Genomic DNA, 18,161 nt, shown 5'->3' on the forward strand with positions numbered 1-18,161 from the left:
TTTCTCCTTGATCAAGTTGAAAAAATCAACCTATTGAAGCACTCCACGCACGTTGGGTAGCGTGAAGCGATTCATGGCGTTGAGATCTGAGCCCCAGCACCATGAACACCTGAGCCCCAGTCCATGCCGCGCTCTTTGGCGCGATCGGTGGCAAGGGCAATTCTTGAATTCATTAATTCTTGTCGAAAGATTCAATCCCAGGAGAGCGCACCACCCGACTGGTACTCGATCACGCGGGTTTCGAAAAAGTTGCGCTCTTTCTTCAGGTCAATCATTTCGCTCATCCAGGGGAACGGATTTTCTTCGTTCGGGAAGAGCGTTTCGAGGCCGATCTGCTGTGCACGCCGGTTGGCGATATAGCGCAGGTACCCCTTGAACATGGAGGCGTTCATGCCGAGCACGCCACGTGGCATGGTGTCTTCGGCGTATTTGTATTCGAGCTCGACGGCGCGCATGAAGAGCGCCTTGATCTCGGCCTTGAACTCGGAGGTCCAGAGGCCGGGGTTCTCGAGCTTGAGCTGGTTGATCAGGTCGATGCCGAAGTTGCAGTGCATCGACTCGTCACGCAGGATGTACTGGTACTGCTCGGCGGCGCCGGTCATCTTGTTCTGGCGGCCCAGCGCGAGGATCTGCGTGAAGCCGACGTAGAAGAACAGGCCTTCCATCAGGCAGGCGAACACGATGAGCGACTTGAGCAGCGTCTGGTCGGTCTCGTGGGTGCCGGTCTTGAAGTTCGGGTCGCTGATGGCGTCGATGAACGGGATCAGGAACTGGTCCTTCTCGCGGATCGACGGCACTTCGTTGTAGGCGTTGAAGATCTCGCTCTCGTCCAGGCCGAGCGACTCGACGATGTACTGGTACGCGTGCGTGTGGATCGCTTCCTCGAAGGCCTGGCGCAGCAGGAACTGGCGGCATTCGGGGGCCGTGATGTGGCGATAGGTGCCCAGCACGATGTTGTTGGCGGCCAGCGAGTCGGCGGTCACGAAGAAGCCGAGGTTGCGCTTGACGATGCGGCGCTCGTCTTCGGTCAGGCCGTTCGGGTCTTTCCAGAGCGCGATGTCGCGCGTCATGTTCACTTCCTGCGGCATCCAGTGGTTGGCGCAGGTGGCGAGGTACTTTTCCCACGCCCATTTGTACTTGAACGGCACCAACTGGTTGACGTCGGTCTGGCCGTTGATGATGCGCTTGTCGGAAGCCTTGACGCGTTGGGTGGCAGCAGGCGTTGCTGCTGCGGCGGCGGCAACTGGACGCACGACCGCGCCGTCATCGAGCGCGCGGAGCGCGGGTTGCGCAATCGACGAAGTCGGAGCGTCCACCGAACGGCCTGCGGGCAAGCCGCTGGTCGATGCGTTGTGGTGCTGCAATCCTTGTTGCATATCCTTTGGTAAGGAGGGCTTGACTTCTTCGTCCCAGGTCAACATAGAAAAATCCAATGCTCAAATTATCGGAGTAACGATGTGAGTTGCAAAGTGCTCGTTCACATCGCACGCCATTTATGTGGTTGTTATGTTGCTCGCATGCATCGCGCGATGTCAGTCAATGCCTTCATTGAGTGAACGTCGCGCGATTTTTTGCATGCACCTCACTGACTCACTGTCGCGAGCATCGACGCGTTATTGGCACGCTTCACAGGTCGGATCGTCCACACCGCAGAACGCGATGTCGGTGGCGGGCATTGCGCTCATCTGTGCCTTCGCTGCAGCAGCGGCGGCTTCGAGTGCGCTCATGCCCGAGGGTGCGTCGTTGCCCGACGACACCGCGTTGAGACGGCCCGATTGCACCGTCGACTTCTCGGCGTGCGTCGCGCTCTGCGTACGCAGGTAGTACGTGGTCTTCAGGCCGCGCAGCCATGCGAGCTTGTAGGTGTCGTCGAGCTTCTTGCCCGATGCACCGGCCATGTAGATGTTCAGCGACTGCGCCTGGTCGATCCACTTCTGGCGACGCGCAGCGGCTTCGACCAGCCACGTGGTTTCGACTTCGAACGCGGTGGCGTAGAGCGCCTTCACATCCTGCGGCACGCGGTCGATGGGACGCAGCGAACCGTCGAAGTGCTTCAGGTCCATCACCATCACGTCGTCCCACAGGCCCAGGCGCTTCAGGTCGCGCACCAGGTAGTGGTTGATCACGGTGAATTCGCCCGACAGGTTCGACTTGACCGACAGGTTGCCGAAGCAGGGTTCGATCGAAGCGTCCACGCCGATGATGTTCGAGATGGTCGCGGTCGGTGCGATGGCCACGCAGTTCGAATTGCGCATGCCGTCGGCCTTGATCTTCGAGCGCAGCGCGTCCCAGTCGAGGGTGGCCGAGCGGTCGACCTCGACGTAGCCGCCGCGTGCCTTTTCCAGCAGGTCGAGCGAGTCGATCGGCAGGATGCCCTTGTCCCACAGCGAGCCCTTGTAGCTCGAGTACTTGCCGCGTTCGCGCGCCAGGTCGGTCGAGGCCCAGTAGGCGTGGTAGCAGATGGCTTCCATCGACTCGTCGGCGAACTGCACGGCTTCTTGTGATGCGTACGGAATGCGCAGTTCGTACAGCGCGTCCTGGAAGCCCATCAGGCCCAGGCCGACCGGACGGTGGCGCAGGTTCGAGTCGCGTGCCTTCTTCACGGCGTAGTAGTTGATGTCGATCACGTTGTCGAGCATGCGCATCGCCGTGGAGATCGTCTTCTTCAGCTTTTCCTGGTCGACCTTGCCGTCCTTCAGGTGCTGCAGCAGGTTCACGGAACCCAGGTTGCAGACGGCGGTTTCGGTGTCGCTGGTGTTCAGCGTGATCTCGGTGCAGAGGTTCGACGAGTGCACCACGCCTGCGTGCTGCTGCGGCGAGCGCACGTTGCAGGCGTCCTTGAACGTGATCCAGGGGTGGCCGGTCTCGAACAGCATCGTGAGCATCTTGCGCCACAGGTCGGTCGCCTGGATGGTGCGCGCGGGCTTGATGTCGCCGCGGGCAGCCTTCTCTTCGTAGGCCACGTAGGCCTTCTCGAAGTCGGCGCCGAACAGGTCGTGCAGGTCGGGCACGTTGGAGGGCGAGAACAGCGTCCAGGTGCCCTTTTCCATCACGCGGCGCATGAACAGGTCGGGGATCCAGTTGGCGGTGTTCATGTCGTGCGTGCGGCGGCGGTCGTCGCCGGTGTTCTTGCGCAGCTCCAGGAACTCCTCGATGTCGAGGTGCCAGGTTTCGAGGTACGTGCAGACAGCGCCCTTGCGCTTGCCGCCCTGGTTCACGGCCACTGCCGTGTCGTTCACCACCTTCAGGAACGGCACCACGCCCTGCGATTCGCCGTTCGTGCCCTTGATGTGGCTGCCGAGCGCGCGAACGCGGGTCCAGTCGTTGCCCAGGCCGCCGGCGAACTTCGACAGCAGCGCGTTTTCCTTGATCGACTCGTAGATGCCGTCGAGGTCGTCGGGCACCGTGGTCAGGTAGCAGCTCGACAGCTGCGAGCGCAGCGTGCCGGCGTTGAACAGCGTGGGCGTGCTCGACATGAAGTCGAACGACGACAGCACTTCGTAGAACTCGATGGCGCGGGCTTCGCGGTCGATTTCGTTCAGCGACAGGCCCATGGCCACGCGCATGAAGAAGGCCTGCGGCAGCTCGATGCGGGTCTTGCGCACGTGCAGGAAGTAGCGGTCGTACAGGGTCTGCAGGCCGAGGTAGTCGAACTGGTTGTCACGCTCGGCCTTCAGCGCCGCGCCCAGGCGGGGCAGGTCGTACTGCAGCAGCTTTTCGTCGAGCAGGTCGTTGTCCACGCCCTTCTTGATGAACTGCGGGAAGTAGTCGGCGTAGGCGGTGGCGCGCTCGGCCGGCATCACTTCGCGGCCGATGATCTCCTTGAAGATCGTGTGCAGCAGCAGGCGCGCGGTGGCGAAGGTGTAGTCGGGGTCTTTCTCGATCAGCGTGCGGGCCGCCAGGATCGAAGCCTTGTAGACCTCGTCGAGCGGCACGCCGTCGTACAGGTTGCGCATCGTCTCGGCGACGATGGGGGCGGACGTGATGCTGTCGCCCAGGTTTTCGCAGGCCGACTCGATCAGGCCCTTGAGTTCGTTCAGGTCAAGGGTGACGAGCTCGCCGTTGTCCAGCACGTGCAGTGCGGGCGCGGCCGGCACGTCTTGCTCGCCCTGCTTCGAGCGCTCTTGCGTGCGGCGTTCGCGGTACAGCACGTAGGCGCGGGCAATTTCATGGTGGCCGCCGCGCATCAGGCCGAGTTCGACCTGGTCTTGCACGTCTTCGATGTGGAAGGTGCCGCCGCCCGGACGCGAGCGCACCAGCGCGCGGATCACGCCCTGCGTGAGCACGTCGACCGTTTCGCGCACGCTGGCCGAAGCCGCGCCCTGGGTGCCGTGCACGGCCAGGAAGGCTTTCATCATCGCGATGGCGATCTTGTTCGGCTCGAAGGGCACGACAGCGCCGTTGCGGCGGATGATCTGGTAGTGGGCCAGGTTCTGGCCGGTGGGGGAGCCAGCAGTGTCTCGCTGCTGCTGCGGTGGCGTCGAGGGAACGGCACGCGGGGTCGATTGGGGGGTCAGGGCAGTTTGCATTCGCTTCCTCTCGGTTGGCAATTCTTGTTGGATGGCGGCGCCTGGGCCGGGCGCTGCGCCGGTGTGGATGACCGGACAGGGGACACTATATCTAGGGTGCGGGGGGTGTACAACCCACTAGATGTAGCGTTTTCCTATGGATACAAGGATTGCCGGTATTACTTCCGCCATAGGACACGGCCAGCGATGCCGCTTGAATACTGGCCTATGGTCTCTCAACCCGCATGGGGCTTGGCTTGCAAGCCGATTTGGGCCTGCAGGCCGCATGGTTGCTGAATCGCGCGGTTGCTATTTTCGCATTGCTGCGCTGCAAGAGCGACGCATCACGAGGTGCCGCACGATTGAAAAAATTAGCGCTGCACCACCTGCGGCGGAAACATCTGTGGATTCCAGCCGAGCTGTTCGCGCAGCAGGCGCCAGTCGAAGCCCGCGCCCGGATCCTGTTTGCGGCCCGGCGCGATGTGCTCGTGGCCGGCGATGTGCGCGATCGCGTAGTGCTGCGCGATCGCGGCACACAGGCTCGCGAGCGTCTCGTATTGCGGCTCTTCGAAGGGCTGGCCTTCGAGGCCTTCGAGCTCGATGCCGACGGAGTCGTCGTTGCAGTTGCCGCGGCCGCGCCACGACGACACGCCGGCATGCCAGGCACGGTCGTCGCAACTCACGAACTGCCAGAGTTCGCCGTTGCGGCGCACGAAGAAATGCGAGGACACCTCGAGGCCGTGGATCGACTGGAAGTAGGGGTGCGCGTCCCAGTCGAGCTGGTTGGTGAACAGCTGCTGCACCGCGTCGCCGCCATATTCGCCGGGCGGCAGGCTGATTGAATGCAGCACGATGAGATCGGTCTGCGCGCCCGCGGGGCGGGGCCCGAAGTTCGGCGAGCGCAGCGCCTTCGCGAAGCGGTACCAGCCGGCTTGCCAGAGCCCGCTGTCGTTGGCTTCAGTCGTCGACATGGCTGCTCGCGCCATCGTCGCCGTTGGGCGTGGTGATACCCAGCCGCGCGATGCGGTAGCGGATCTGGCGCAGGCTCATGCCGAGCCGCGCGGCGGCCGCGGTGCGGTTGAAGCCGCTCTCGTGCAGCGCACGCACGAGGATCTCGCGCTCCTGCTGGTCGAGGTAGGCCTGCAGGTCGGAGGGCAGCGGCGGCGGTGCGACCTTGGGGGGCGCGACCGGAAGTGGAGCCAGCGCGACAGGCGCGTCGGTGACGGGCGACAGCGGCGCTGGCGCGGACGCCGCGGCTTCGGCCGCAGCAGTGAAGCCGCCCATCAGGTCGAGATGAAGTTCGTCTCCGTCGTTCAGCGCCACCGCGCGGTGCAACAGGTTTTCGAGCTCGCGCACGTTGCCGTTCAGCGGATGCTGCGCGAGGCGGCGCAGCAGTTCGTTCGACAGATGCGGCACGGGCAGGCCGCCGTCCTGCGCGATGCGCGAGAGCAGCGCGGCGCACAGCGCGGGCAGGTCCTCACGGCGGTCGCGCAGCGCGGGCACCGCGATCTCGATCACGTTGAGGCGGTAGAAAAGATCCTGGCGGAAGCGGCCGGCCTGCACTTCGGCGTGCAGGTCTTTATGCGTGGCGCTGACGATGCGCACGTCGACAGCTTCTTCCTGCGTCGAGCCGATCGAGCGCACGCTGCGCTCCTGGATCGCGCGCAGCAGCTTCGACTGCATGGCCAGCGGCAGGTCGCCGATTTCGTCGAGGAACAGCGTGCCGCCGCGCGCGGCCTGGAAGTAGCCGTCACGGTCTTGCGAGGAGCCGGTGTACGAGCCCTTGCGCGCGCCGAAGAATTCGGCCTCGAGCAGGTTCTCGGGAATCGCGCCGCAGTTCACCGCGACGAATGGGCCTTCGCTGCGCTGGCTGCAGGCATGCACCGCGCGCGCAACCAGCTCCTTGCCGGTGCCCGATTCGCCGCGCACCAGCACCGGCGCCATGCCGCGCGCCACCTTGGCGATGCGCGACTTGACGAGGCGCATAGGCTCCGATTCGCCCACGAGACGGTCGAGCGCGGCGATGCCGGTGCCGGAGGTGACCACCGTTGCGTCGGCGCTGTTGTTGCTCGCGGGTACCGCTTGCACGGGCTTGGCCACCGGCTGCGGCGCCAGCCGCGCCTGCACGGCGGAAGCCACGACGGCGCGGAACTGCTTCAGGTCGACCGGCTTCGTGAGGTAGTCGAAGGCGCCGGCCTTCAGCGCTTCCACCGCGTTCTCGGCCGAGCCGTATGCCGTCATCACCACGCAGCGCTCGCTGCGCTGGGCCTTCTGGATGCGGTGGATGATCTCCATGCCCTGCCCGTCGGGCAGCCGCATGTCGGTGATCACGGCGTCGAAGCGGCCGGCCTCCAGGTGCTGCCAGGCTTCTGACACGCTGCCCGCGGCCTCGACGCGATAGCCCTCGCGCAGCAGCGTCAATTCATAGAGCGTGCGCAGGTCGGGTTCGTCGTCGATGACCAGGATCTGCGCCGGTCGCTGGGTGGAAGGGGGGGGGGTGCTCACGGCGCTATTGTGTCAGCCGGTTTTCGCTGGGGGCGAAGCTGACGAAGAATTCGTTGCCCTCGGGCCCGCCCGGCACCAGCGCGCGCCGCTCGTAGCCGATGGTGGCGCCATGCCGCCGGCACAGCTCGCGGCACAGGAACAGGCCGAGCCCGCTGGAGCGGCTCTCGGAAGAAAAGAAAGGCTCGAACAGGTGCCGCTGCACCGCCGGCTCCAGCGGCGCGCCGTCGCTCCACACCATCAGGCTGGGGCGGTTGGTGCCGCTGCGCTGCAGCGCGGTCAGCACCTGGATCGAGTCTTCGCGCTTGCCGGCGTAGCGCGAGGCGTTGTCCAGCAGGTTCACGATCAGGCGGCGCAGGTGCTCGGCGTCGAAGCGCACCTCGCTGCTGGGCGCATCGAGCGACACCAGCACGCCCTTGCGCTGGGTCTGGCGCACCCATTCCTCGGCCAGCACCTGCACCGCAGGGTCGAGCACGACCTGCTCGCCGAGCGACAGCACGCGCTGCTGGCGGGCGCGCGAGACGTCGAGCACGTCGTCCACGATGCGCGCGAGCCGCTGCGCGTTGTGCTGCACCATGCTCGTGAGCTTACGGTGCGCCGGGTCTGTCAGGTCTTCGTTGAGCAGCGCGCTGGCCTGGGTGATGGCGGCCAGCGGGTTGCGGATTTCATGCGCCACGGCCGCCGACATGCGGCCCATTGCGGCCAGCTTCTCGGTGCGGATGCGGGCTTCGAGCTCGCGCAGGTCCTGCAGGAACATCACGCACAGGCTGTCGATGCGTTTTTCGCTGGTGGGTGTGAGCCGCGTGCGCACGCGCACCTCGCGCGCCGCGCCGCGCACCTGCGCCACCGGGATTTCTTCCGTCTGCGGCGCCCGCCGCGCGAAGGTCTGGCGCGCCAGCGCGGCCAGCGCATGCCAGGCAGGCTGGGCATGCAGCGGGAACGGCAGCGTCAGCTTCGCCAGGCCCTGGCCGAGGATGGCATCGGCTGCTGGGTTGGCCGCATGTACCAGGCCTTCGGCGTCGATCACCAGCACGCCTTCGCTCAGCGTCTCGATCACCAGGTCGTTGACCTGCGCCTGCATCTGCGCGCTGCTGCGGCTGCGCTGCGCCACGGCTTCCTCGCGCGCCAGCCGGCGGGCCATTTCGTGCGCGAGCAGCGCCACCACGAAGAGACCCGTGCCGGTGAGCGCCGCCTGCACGAAGCGCGGCGAAGAATCGCCCGGCTGCTGCAGCCAGTGCCAGCCCGCGTCGGCCAGCAGCAGCAGCGTGACCGTGGCGGTGGTGCCCAGGCTCACGATCATGGTGCCCAGCACCGCGCTCATGAGCACCGGCAGCGCGAACAGCGGCGTGTAGTTGACGTTGCCGCCCTGCAGCACCTGCAAGGCGGTGAAGGCGGCCAGATCGATGCCGATGGTCAGCAGCCAGAGCGCGGCAAAACCGCGGATCGGCGGCTGCACGCGCGTGTAGCGCATGCCCAGCCAGGTCGCGGCGAGGTAGAGCGCCGAGATGGTGATGGCCACCGGCTGCATCGTCTGCCCGATGACAAAGGCCACGCCCTGCAGCAGCATCAGCACCAGCGCGATGAAGCAGCGCGCGGCCATGAAGCCACGCCAGAGCCGGATCAGCGCCGAGCTTTCGCCCGTGCCCTGGTCGAGCACGTCCCAGTCGGTGACCGGCTCGCCGCGCGACCAGAGGGGGGCGCTCATTGGGGCGTTGCGGCTTCGCGGTGCGCGGTGCTGCAATAGACCGCGCCGCCGGGGCCGGCGATGGCATCGGTCGCCGGCAGGTGCAGGCCGCAATGGGCGCAGCGCACCATGGCCTGCGGCGGGCCGGCTGGTGCGGCGGGGCGCTGCTGCGCCTTGGCCGCGCGCTCGCGCATGGCGTCGCGCATTTCTTCGCGGCGGTTCTTGCGCCAGAGCCAGATCGCGACCCAGAGCACCGCGAGGACGAGGAGGTATTTCATTTCAGACGGGAGGACGCGCAAGCACCACTTCGAGCACGAAGCGTGAACCCACGTAGGCCAGCAGCAACAGGGCCGAGCCGGCGTACAGCACGCGGCGCGCAGTGCGGCCGCGCCAGCCGAAGCGGGCCCGGCCGATCAAAAGGATCGCGAAGGTGATCCAGGCGAGCACCGAGAAGATGGTCTTGTGGTCCCACTTCCAGACGCGGCCGGCGGCGCCGTACAGCTGCTCGCTGAACAGCAGGCCGGCCAGCAGCGTGGCCGACAGCAGCACGAAGCCGGCGGTGACGAATCGGAAGGTGAGCCGTTCGAGCGTGAGCAGCGGCACGCCGCCCTGCGGCTCGGCGGTGGCCAGGCGGATCTGCTTTTCGGCACGGGTGATCAGCCAGGCGTGCACGACAGCGGCGCCGAACAGGCCGTACGAGGCAATGCCCAGCGCCAGATGCAGCGGCAGCCACGGCGAAGCCGTGACGTGCAGCGGCGTACCGGGAAACAGGATGGCCAGCAGCACCGCGGCCGCGCCCAGCCAGGCGAGCGCACGCCGCACCTTCAATTGGGGATACATGCGGCTTTCGACCGCGTAGACGGTGAGCACCAGCCAGGCGGTGACCGACAGGGCGGGTGCGAAACCGAAGCGCGGCTCGCTGCCGATGAGGCCGTGGGCCAGCACGGCGGCATGCAGAATCCACGCAATTCCGAGGGCCCACTGGGTCGATTGACGGCTCAGTTTGGCACCGGCACCGGCAACGAAACCGTAGGCAACCGCAGTGGCGATGCCCAGCGCCACGCCGAGCGGGGAGGGGATCGCTAAAATCATCGGCCGGAGTGTACCGGCTCGCCCTTGCGTTCCCCGCGCCCGACTTCAAGTTCTCTCCTCGTCTCCAAGACTTTCCATCCGGCCCGCAGCAGCGGGCAGCAAGGCATTCCGCTCATGGCCACCGCCCTCACAGAAAAGTTCTCCCGCCTCGTCAAGACGATGAGCGGCCAGGCCCGCATCACCGAAAGCAACGTGCAGGACATGCTGCGCGAAGTGCGCATGGCGCTGCTGGAGGCCGACGTGGCGCTGCCCGTGGTGCGCGACTTCGTCGCCCGCGTGAAAGAGAAGTCGCTCGGCCAGGAAGTGCTGGGCTCGCTCAAGCCGGGCCAGGCGCTGGTCGGCATCGTCAATCGGGAACTCGCCGCAACCATGGGCGAGGGCGTGTCCGACATCAACCTCGCGGCCCAGCCGCCGGCAGTGATCCTGATGGCCGGCCTGCAAGGTGCCGGCAAGACCACCACCACCGCCAAGCTCGCCAAGCACCTGATCGAAAAGCGCAAGAAGAAGGTGCTCACCGTGTCGGGCGACGTGTATCGCCCTGCCGCCATCGAGCAGCTCAAGACCGTTACCAAGCAGGCCGGCGCCGAGTGGTTCCCGAGCACGCCCGACCAGAAGCCGCTGGACATCGCGCGCGCCGCGCTCGACCACGCCAAGCGCCATTACTTCGACGTGCTGCTGGTCGACACGGCCGGCCGCCTTGCCATCGACGAAGTGCTGATGACCGAAATCAAGCAGCTGCATGCGGCGCTCGACCCGGTCGAAACCCTGTTCGTGGTCGATGCCATGCAGGGCCAGGACGCGATCAACACCGCCAAGGCCTTCAAGGAAGCGCTGCCGCTCACCGGCATCATCCTGACCAAGACCGATGGCGACTCGCGCGGCGGCGCGGCGCTGTCGGTGCGCCAGGTCACGGGCGTGCCGATCAAGTTCGCGGGCACCAGCGAGAAGATCGACGGCCTGGAAGTGTTCGACGCCGAGCGCCATGCGGGCCGCATCCTGGGCATGGGCGACATCGTCGCGCTGGTCGAGCAGGTCACGGCCGGTGTCGACGTGGCGGCGGCGCAGAAGCTCGCGGCCAAGGTCAAGAGCGGCGCGGGCTTCGACCTCAACGACTTCCTCGGCCAGCTGCAGCAGATGAAGCAGATGGGCGGCCTCTCCAGCCTGATGGACAAGCTGCCCGCGCAGATGGCCGCCAAGGCCACCGAAGCCGACATGACCCGCGCCGAGCGCGACATCCGCCGCAAGGAAGGCATCATCAACAGCATGACGCCGCTGGAGCGCCGCAAGCCCGAACTGCTGAAGGCCACGCGCAAGCGCCGCATCGCGGCCGGTGCCGGCGTGCAGGTTCAGGAAGTGAACCGCCTGCTCAACGAGTTCGAGCAGATGCAGGGGATGATGAAGAAGATGAAGGGCGCCGGCCTCATGAAGATGATGAAGAAGATGGGCGGCATGAAGGGCATGGGCGGAATGGGTGGGCCCGGCGGCCCGAAGCTGCCGTTCTAGGCGAACGCTTCGCCCCTCCATATATATAAGAAGGCCCGCCGGTTCGCACTGGCGGGCCTTCTGTCTTCAGGTCTGCACTTCGTAGACCGTTTCGTGCGCCTCGGTTGGCGCAGGCAACTCCCAGCGGTGCAGCATCCGCTCGATGCCCGCGTTCGACAGCGTCGTGTCGCGCTCGCGGTTGCGGCGCATCAGCTCTGCGTGCGGCGCTTCCAGGTACACCAGCTCGATCTGCGCGTGGTAGGCCCATAGCAGGTCGAGCGTCTTGGTGCGCATCTGCTGGCTCAGGTGCGTGGCGTTCCAGACGAAGCGCTGCTGCTTGCGCAGCAACGCCTTCGCCTGATCGACCGCGTGATGTGCCGCGAGCCCGTCGTTCTCGCCGTGCTTCAGGCCCAGCTCGGCGCGCGCATCGTCGAAGGACACAACCGGCCAGCCCTTGCGGTGCCGTGCCACCCAGTGGTTCTTGCCGCTGGCCGGCAGGCCGCACATCACCGTTACCCGTGAGCCCGGCGTCTGGAACAGCGGGTAGTCGGGGCTGGTGTCGGCTCCGCGGAAGTAGGCCAGGCGCGTGTGGGCGTCGACCATCTGGCGAGGGCCTTCCCAGCAGCCTTCTTCCTGTGCCAGCTCCTCGAAGAGCGCGATGTCGGCCATGCTGTCCGCGCGCTTCTCGTAGTGGCGGCCGAGCATGTCGCAGCGCGCCACGCAACACAGGTCGGGCAGGCTCAGCTCCCAGGAGAGCTTGTGCACCAGCCACTCCGGCCGCACGCCCTTGCGCGAGGCGAAGGCGTGGAACGGCACCTGGTGCACGGCGATGATCCGGCAGACGGCCTCGCGCAGCGCGAAAGGCACGCGGGCCTTCCACATCAGCACCCGCACGTCGACCGCGCCGCGGCGCGAGTGGCCGGGCTGGCCGATGCGGCCGTTGGCTTCGTCGATCACCGTGGTGTCGGGCTTGGCGATGTCGTGCAGCAGGCAGGCCATGAACAGCACGAAGCGGCCGTCGGCATCGGCACGCTGGTAGTGCGCGTCCTGCATCAGCGCGTCGAGCACCATGCGTGTGTGGATGCCGACGTTGCCTTCGGCGTGGTAGTACGGGTCTTGCGGCGTCTCTTCGAGGCGCAGCAAGGCCGGCAGCAGGTCGCAGCATTGCGCCCAGTCGGTGCCTTTGTCGGGCGCGGGCACCAGGGCGCGCAGATCGTCGTATGTCATCGCGGCCTCCCTTGGGTTGCGAGTTCGGCGGGGTCGCGCAAGGTGCGCAGCCCCAGGTCTTGCCAGGTGACCGGCGGCGTCGGTGCGTAGAGGTCTACGCCGGGCGCGAGCCGGTTGGGCAGCACCGGCCGGCGGCTGTGGTGCGAGCCCGAGTCGAGGATGGTCTGGACGAAGTCCGGGCGCACCCACTTGTAGCGGCCCGTCACCTGCCCATCCGATTCGGTCTTGAGGTACAGGCCCTCGGCCAGATCGGACAGGTCGGTCTGCTGGCGCACGCGATCGAGCGGCTGGCCTTCGTTCGCCACCGCGTCCTCGAAGGCCGTCTTCCAGTCCGCGCTGCGCGCCAGCGAAGGCCGCACGAGCGCTCGCAGTGCTTTGGCATGGCGCGGCATCTCGCCTTCGTAGAGCACGGGCACCGGCAGCACGGGGCTGCCCGCGAGCAACGCATGCCGCGCCGGTGTCGAGAGAAAGCGCTGCGCCTGCCGATCGTAGATGTCGAACTCCAGGAAGAAGGCCGGCAGCCGGTCGTACCAGCAGCTGTGCTTGGCAAAGCACCATTCGCCGTACATCACGTAGCGGTCTTCGAGGCGCTCCAGCAGCGCTGCTTCATGGGCGGCGGCCCAGTGCTTGAACAGGTTGAACTGCCGCTCGCCGGCGCCGCCTGCGAGGTAGTGGCCGCGCGATTGCAGCAGCAGTTCGCCTGCCGACGTGAATGAAACGGCCGCATTGGCGCCATCGAGTTTTTCCTCGATGACCACGTGCTGGCCATGCAGCGCCGACAGCGGCGTCTGGCCGTCGTCGCTGTCGCCGGCCTGCAGGCGCGAGCCTTCCAGATGCGCAGTACGCGGGTACTTGAGCAGCGGAATCGATGAAAGAGAAGAAGAGAGAGGGAACACGTTGTTCTCCAGATGGAAATCAGGAAGAACCGACAACGTGCGGGAGCGAAGCTGTAAAGAGTGCGGTCAGCGGAAAGCGCAGCCAGGCGCCCGACTTGACCAGCAATGAAGTGGCGTTGTGTCGGCGTCAGAGAGTGATGACGGCGAATCGGGGCACTTGGCGCTCCAGGGGATCGAGGGATCCGTGGGTTGAAAAAAGGAAGGCGCGATTCTAGCCACGCGCCATGAAAAAAGCCGACCCTGAGGCCGGCTTTTCGAGGTGCTGTGTCTTCAGCGCATCAGGCGGTTGCCAGTGCGGGGCGCGCCAGGCGCACTGCATGCATCCATGCGCGGCGCAGCACGGCCGGCGAGCGCGATTCCTCGGGAATCAGCAGGTAGCCGCGGTCACGCAGCGTGGTGCCCAGCGCGATCTGGCTGGTCAGCACGGTCAGCGGGATCGCCAGCAGCAGCGGCAGGCCAACGGGCATGAGCCAGATCAGAGCGCTCGGGTCGATCATCGCGACGCCGACGGCCAGCATGGCGATCACCAGCGTCATGGGGGCCAGCTGCGAGGCAGCGACCTTCCACGGCACGGCAGCGGCTTCACGCGGGGGCGACTTCCAGTCGAGCTTGATGCCGGTGAGGGCGACCAGCACGAACAGCGAGTGGGCCAGCATGCGGACCGGGGCTTGCACGATGGCAAGGCCGCTTTCCATCACCGAGCTCTTCACCAGGCCCCACGCACCGCCGTACTGGCGTTGCTCACCGCGCATCAGCACGGCAGCGATGCCCAGCACGCGCGGCAGGAACAGCAGGCACAGGGTCCAGACCCACAGGCCGGCCAGTTCGGCGGGCAGCACGCTCCAGCTCGACACGAGGCTCGAGCCGCTCAGCCACAGGGCGGTGCCCAGCGTCAGGAACGCGAGCCACAGCGGAGCCGAGACATAGGCCATGGTGCCGGTCACGAACATCGCGCGGTGCACCGGGTGGATGCCGGGCTCGGCCATCAGGCGGGCGTTCTGCAGGTTGCCCTGGCACCAGCGGCGGTCACGCTGCAGTTCGGCCAGCAGGTCCGGCGGTTGTTGTTCGTAGCTGCCGACCAGGTCGGACACCAGCCATACGTTGTAGCCGGCACGGCGCATCAGCGCAGCTTCGACGAAGTCGTGCGACATGATGCCGCCCGACATGCCGCCGGTGCCCTTGATCGGGGCCAGCGCGCAATGCTTCATGAAGGGTTCGACGCGGATGATGGCGTTGTGGCCCCAGTAATGCGATTCGCCCAGTTGCCAGAACTGCATGCCCAGCGTGAACAGGCGGCCCGTCACGCGGGAAGCGAATTGCTGTGCGCGGGCGTGCAGCGTGACGTGGCCGATGGCCTGCGTCGCGGTCTGGATGATGCCGGCGGTGGGGTTGGCTTCCATCAGCTTGACCATCGAGGTCAGGCAGTCGCCGCTCATCACCGAGTCGGCGTCGAGCACGACCATGTAGCGGTAGTCCTTGCCCCAGCGGCGGCAGAAGTCGGCCACGTTGCCGGCCTTGCGGTGCGTGCGGCGGGTGCGCAGGCGGTAGTACACCTCGACCTGCGGCTGGTTCGGGCTCTCGGCCAGGGCGGCGCGCAGGTCTTCCCAGGCGGCGCGCTCGGCGGCGGCGGTCTCGGGGTTGTAGCTGTCGGACAGCACGAACACGTCGAATTGCTTGGCGTGGCCGGTGGCCGCGACCGATTCGCAGGTGGCGCGCAGGCCGGCGAACACCGTGGCCACGTCCTCGTTGCAGATCGGCATGATGATCGCGGTGCGTGCCTCGGGATTCATCGGGTGGTTGACCACCTGTTTCGCCGAGAGGGCGTGCTTGTCACCGCGCACGGAAACGTAGAAGCCCATGAGCGCGGTCACGAAGCCGGTCACGACCCAGCCCGAAAGCAGGCCGTAGAGACCGATCTGGCCGTATTCGAGCCAGAGGTTGTCGTAGTCGGGTTGCACGCTGGCGAACAGCGACGACGCGATCACGGTGCTCAGCAGCGTGAGCATCATGAAAGCGAAGCGGCGCTGTGCGGCGGCGCGCTGCCAGGGTTGCTTCGCCTGCCGGGCGTCGTGGACGCCGGCTTCGGCGTCACGGCCCGCGCCGAGCTTGACCAGCGCGGCGGTGCCGAGGCTGTTCCAGAAACCGCGCCAGGGGCGGGGTGCCATGGAACCGCGGTTGACGGGGGGAGCGGTGACCGAGTTGGGATGGCGTTCTTCGCGAACCGGGCTGCGGTGCGAAAAATCGGTATCGGCCAGCACATTCAGTTGGGAGAAGTCGTTCGGCTTCATGTGATTTACCAACGTTGCTTGTCGAGGGAAGGGGTGTCGCCAATGGCAGGAAAGCGCTTGATCACGCAATCCGGCTCAGCGCCGCCAGCGCTTGCGAGCGCGGCCAGCGAATGACCCGCGGCACGGGGCCGCGAGGGGGAAAACTGCTTTTGACGCAGGCCGTCGCGCTGCTGACGCAGTGCGAAAGATGGGCTGGTGAGTGCTGTCATGCCTGTACAGGGGCAAACCCTGTGCCAGGCTGGAAAAACGCTTTCAGATCAACGACTTGGAGCGATCTGACGGTGTTTTTCGCGGGAAGAGGCTGCTGGAAGGCCTCAAAACCCCTGTTTTTGTCGCCGAATCCCGACAAGCCTTCTGGGCTGGTGGGGATAGGCCATATAAATCAACGACTTAGGTGCGTCGCTACTCGGCGACAGGGTCCCCACCCGGAGCGACAGCGTCGGCCTTGAAGTGGCCCGGCGTGAGTTCGTGCTTCTGCAAAAGCCGGTAGAACTCCGTGCGGTTGCGGTCGGCCAGGCGGGCCGCGTCGGCCACGTTGCCGTCCGTCAGTTTCAGCAGGCCGACGAGGTAATCGCGCTCGAAACGCTGCTTGGCTTCGGCGTAGGTCTGGACCTCGACCGTCGGCACACGCAGCGCCCGCTGCACCAGCGCCAGCGGAATCAGCGGCGAGCTCGACAGCGCACAGACCTGCTCGACCACGTTGAACAGCTGGCGCACATTGCCCGGCCAGGCTGCCGTTGTCAGCGCCTTCAGCGCCTCGGGCGCAAAGCCCGACAGCCGCTTGCCGTACTTGGTCGACAGGCGCTGCAGGAAGTGATTGGCCAAAAGCGGAATGTCTTCGCGCCGTGCCGACAGCGGCGGCAGCGTGAGCGTCACCACGTTCAGGCGGTAATACAGGTCTTCGCGGAACTGGCCGGCTTCCATCGCGGCGTCGAGGTCGCGGTGGGTGGCCGAGACGATGCGCACGTCGACCTCGATCGACTGGCTCGCGCCCAGTGGCCGCACCGCGCGCTCCTGCAGCACGCGCAGCAGTTTGACCTGCAGGGCAGGCGGCATGTCCCCGATTTCGTCGAGCAGCAGCGTGCCGCCGTCGGCCTGCTGGAACAGGCCCTTGTGATTCGCGTGGGCGTCGGTGAAGGCGCCCTTCATGTGGCCGAACAGTTCCGACTCGAGCAGCGCTTCCGGAATGGCGCCGCAATTGACGGCCACGAAGGGCTTGTCGGCGCGCGCGCTGGCCTTGTGGATGGCGCGCGCCAGCAGCTCCTTGCCGGCGCCGGAGTCGCCGCGCAGCAGCACGGAAGCATCTGACTTGGCGACCATGCGCGCCTCGGCCAGCAGCTCGGCCATGCGGTTGCTGCGGCTCACGATCTCGGCGCGCCAGCTGTCGTCGCCGGCCTTGCTCGGCGTGGTGGCGGGGGCGCCGAGCGCCAGTGCCTGCGCGATCTTGTCGAGCAGCTCGCGGCCGTCGTAGGGCTTGGTGAGGTAGGTGAACACGCCCCGCGCCGTAGCCTCGACCGCGTCGGGAATGGTGCCGTGCGCGGTGAGCAGAATCACCGGCAGCGAAGGGTGGCGCTTGCGGATCTCGTCGAACAGCTGGAGGCCGTCGCGCCCGGGCAGGCGCACGTCGCTCAGCACGAGCTGCGGATGTTCGATCTCGAGCTGCGTGAGCGCCGTCTCTGCAGAGGTGACGGCCGTGACCTGGTAGCCCGCCGAGCTCAGCCGCATCGAGAGCAGCCGCAGCATGTCCGGGTCGTCGTCGACCACGAGAAGACGGGCGCCAGAGGTGCTCATTGGTTCGGCTTGCTTCCGGTAGGCGGCGCCGCAGGTGTGGCTGCGGCCGGGGTGGTGTTGGGCCGCGCAAAGCTGCGCTCGATGGCGCGCAGGGCTTCGATGCGGTCGTTCAGCTGGTCGATGCGGCGCTGGCTGTCGCGCAGCTGCTGCACCTGCCTGTCACGGTCGTCTTCCACGCGGCGCTGCTCTACATAGCGCGCGGCCAGGGCGCGTGCCAGCGGATGCAGGGCCTGCGCCTCGGGCGCGGGGTTGGCGATCACGCGTTGCAGCAGGCCCAGCGCGCGCGCCAGGTCGGCTGGCACGCGGGTTTGCGAGAGCAGCAGCGCCAGTTGCATCTGCGCCGTGGGCGCATCGCCGGGGTCGCCGATGCGCGTGATTTCCGTGTTCAGGTCGGCGCCGTTCAGCGGGCGCACCCTGTCGGCATACGACAGCATGGCCGCCTGCGGCCCCTGCGTCATCAATGTGAAGAGCGACGAGGCCGGCTGCGTGGCCGGGGCCTTGGGCTCGGCCTCGACCGGCATCACGCGCGGCACGACCGGGGGCGGCGGCAGCGCATCGGCCTCCGCGGGCGGCTTGGGCTGCGTGGCGCAGGCGGCCAGCAGCAGGACGAAAGGCACGGTCATCGCCCCGGCGAAGGAGGAACGGCGGACGAACGAAAAAGACATGGGTCGAAGAAAGGACGCGAGGCGGT

14 protein-coding genes are annotated in these 18,161 nt (G+C 66.7%); 1 reads left to right on the top strand and 13 read right to left on the bottom strand.

Translation table 11 applies throughout. From position 1 onward, the window contains the following. Nucleotides 1-191: 191 nt before the first annotated feature. From ACZYSP_RS26030 to ACZYSP_RS26060, 7 genes are all read right to left on the bottom strand, one after another. Nucleotides 192-1,421, bottom strand: coding sequence for a ribonucleotide-diphosphate reductase subunit beta (locus ACZYSP_RS26030; protein ID WP_097200119.1), 1,230 nt, complete (start codon nucleotides 1,419-1,421; stop codon nucleotides 192-194). Nucleotides 1,422-1,613: 192 nt separating this feature from the next. Next, nucleotides 1,614-4,529 carry a ribonucleoside-diphosphate reductase subunit alpha gene (locus ACZYSP_RS26035; protein WP_354338867.1) on the bottom strand — a complete coding sequence of 972 codons (2,916 nt, stop codon included), beginning with the start codon at nucleotides 4,527-4,529 and terminating at the stop codon, nucleotides 1,614-1,616. A 350-nt stretch (nucleotides 4,530-4,879) separates the two neighbouring features. Continuing rightward, nucleotides 4,880-5,479 carry a 1,6-anhydro-N-acetylmuramyl-L-alanine amidase AmpD gene (ampD, locus tag ACZYSP_RS26040; protein ID WP_489017416.1) on the bottom strand — a complete coding sequence of 200 codons (600 nt, stop codon included), beginning with the start codon at nucleotides 5,477-5,479 and terminating at the stop codon, nucleotides 4,880-4,882. Further along, nucleotides 5,466-7,013, bottom strand: a complete 1,548-nt coding sequence (locus tag ACZYSP_RS26045; RefSeq protein WP_489017418.1) for a sigma-54-dependent transcriptional regulator — start codon at nucleotides 7,011-7,013, stop codon at nucleotides 5,466-5,468. Before ACZYSP_RS26045 ends, ampD begins: the two co-directional genes overlap by 14 nt. Before the next feature lie 4 nt (nucleotides 7,014-7,017). Continuing rightward, a complete protein-coding gene (locus ACZYSP_RS26050; protein WP_093078639.1) occupies nucleotides 7,018-8,715 on the bottom strand; it encodes a two-component system sensor histidine kinase NtrB in 1,698 nt (565 codons plus the stop codon). After that, nucleotides 8,712-8,972, bottom strand: a complete 261-nt coding sequence (locus ACZYSP_RS26055) for a PP0621 family protein (protein WP_093056197.1) — start codon at nucleotides 8,970-8,972, stop codon at nucleotides 8,712-8,714. Before ACZYSP_RS26055 ends, ACZYSP_RS26050 begins: the two co-directional genes overlap by 4 nt. Before the next feature lies 1 nt (nucleotide 8,973). Then, nucleotides 8,974-9,786, bottom strand: coding sequence for a cytochrome C assembly family protein (locus tag ACZYSP_RS26060; protein ID WP_093056195.1), 813 nt, complete (start codon nucleotides 9,784-9,786; stop codon nucleotides 8,974-8,976). 114 nt (nucleotides 9,787-9,900) lie between these two features. On the opposite strand from ACZYSP_RS26060, the gene ffh reads away from it, so the two are divergent. Continuing rightward, nucleotides 9,901-11,289: a signal recognition particle protein gene (ffh, locus tag ACZYSP_RS26065; protein ID WP_093056193.1), complete on the top strand. Its 1,389-nt coding sequence runs from the start codon at nucleotides 9,901-9,903 to the stop codon at nucleotides 11,287-11,289. A 66-nt stretch (nucleotides 11,290-11,355) separates the two neighbouring features. On the opposite strand, the gene ACZYSP_RS26070 is transcribed toward ffh, so the two are convergent. From ACZYSP_RS26070 to ACZYSP_RS26095, 6 genes are all read right to left on the bottom strand, one after another. Then, nucleotides 11,356-12,495: an AAA family ATPase gene (locus tag ACZYSP_RS26070; protein ID WP_093078640.1), complete on the bottom strand. Its 1,140-nt coding sequence runs from the start codon at nucleotides 12,493-12,495 to the stop codon at nucleotides 11,356-11,358. Further along, a complete protein-coding gene (locus ACZYSP_RS26075; protein WP_093078642.1) occupies nucleotides 12,492-13,391 on the bottom strand; it encodes an RNA ligase family protein in 900 nt (299 codons plus the stop codon). The genes ACZYSP_RS26070 and ACZYSP_RS26075 overlap by 4 nt, the downstream gene beginning before the upstream one ends. Before the next feature lie 278 nt (nucleotides 13,392-13,669). Further along, nucleotides 13,670-15,679: a glucans biosynthesis glucosyltransferase MdoH gene (gene mdoH, locus ACZYSP_RS26080; RefSeq protein ID WP_093078643.1), complete on the bottom strand. Its 2,010-nt coding sequence runs from the start codon at nucleotides 15,677-15,679 to the stop codon at nucleotides 13,670-13,672. Nucleotides 15,680-15,684: 5 nt separating this feature from the next. After that, on the bottom strand, nucleotides 15,685-15,888 hold the full coding sequence (locus tag ACZYSP_RS26085) for a hypothetical protein (RefSeq protein WP_093056182.1): 204 nt from the start codon (nucleotides 15,886-15,888) through the stop codon (nucleotides 15,685-15,687). 193 nt (nucleotides 15,889-16,081) lie between these two features. Then, the gene (locus ACZYSP_RS26090; protein ID WP_093056180.1) at nucleotides 16,082-17,470 is read right to left on the bottom strand and encodes a sigma 54-interacting transcriptional regulator; all 1,389 of its coding nucleotides are present in this window, start codon (nucleotides 17,468-17,470) and stop codon (nucleotides 16,082-16,084) included. Further along, a complete protein-coding gene (locus ACZYSP_RS26095; protein WP_093078645.1) occupies nucleotides 17,467-18,135 on the bottom strand; it encodes a hypothetical protein in 669 nt (222 codons plus the stop codon). Before ACZYSP_RS26095 ends, ACZYSP_RS26090 begins: the two co-directional genes overlap by 4 nt. Nucleotides 18,136-18,161 lie beyond the last annotated feature (26 nt).

It is taken from the genome of Variovorax sp. F042, from assembly GCF_057814215.1.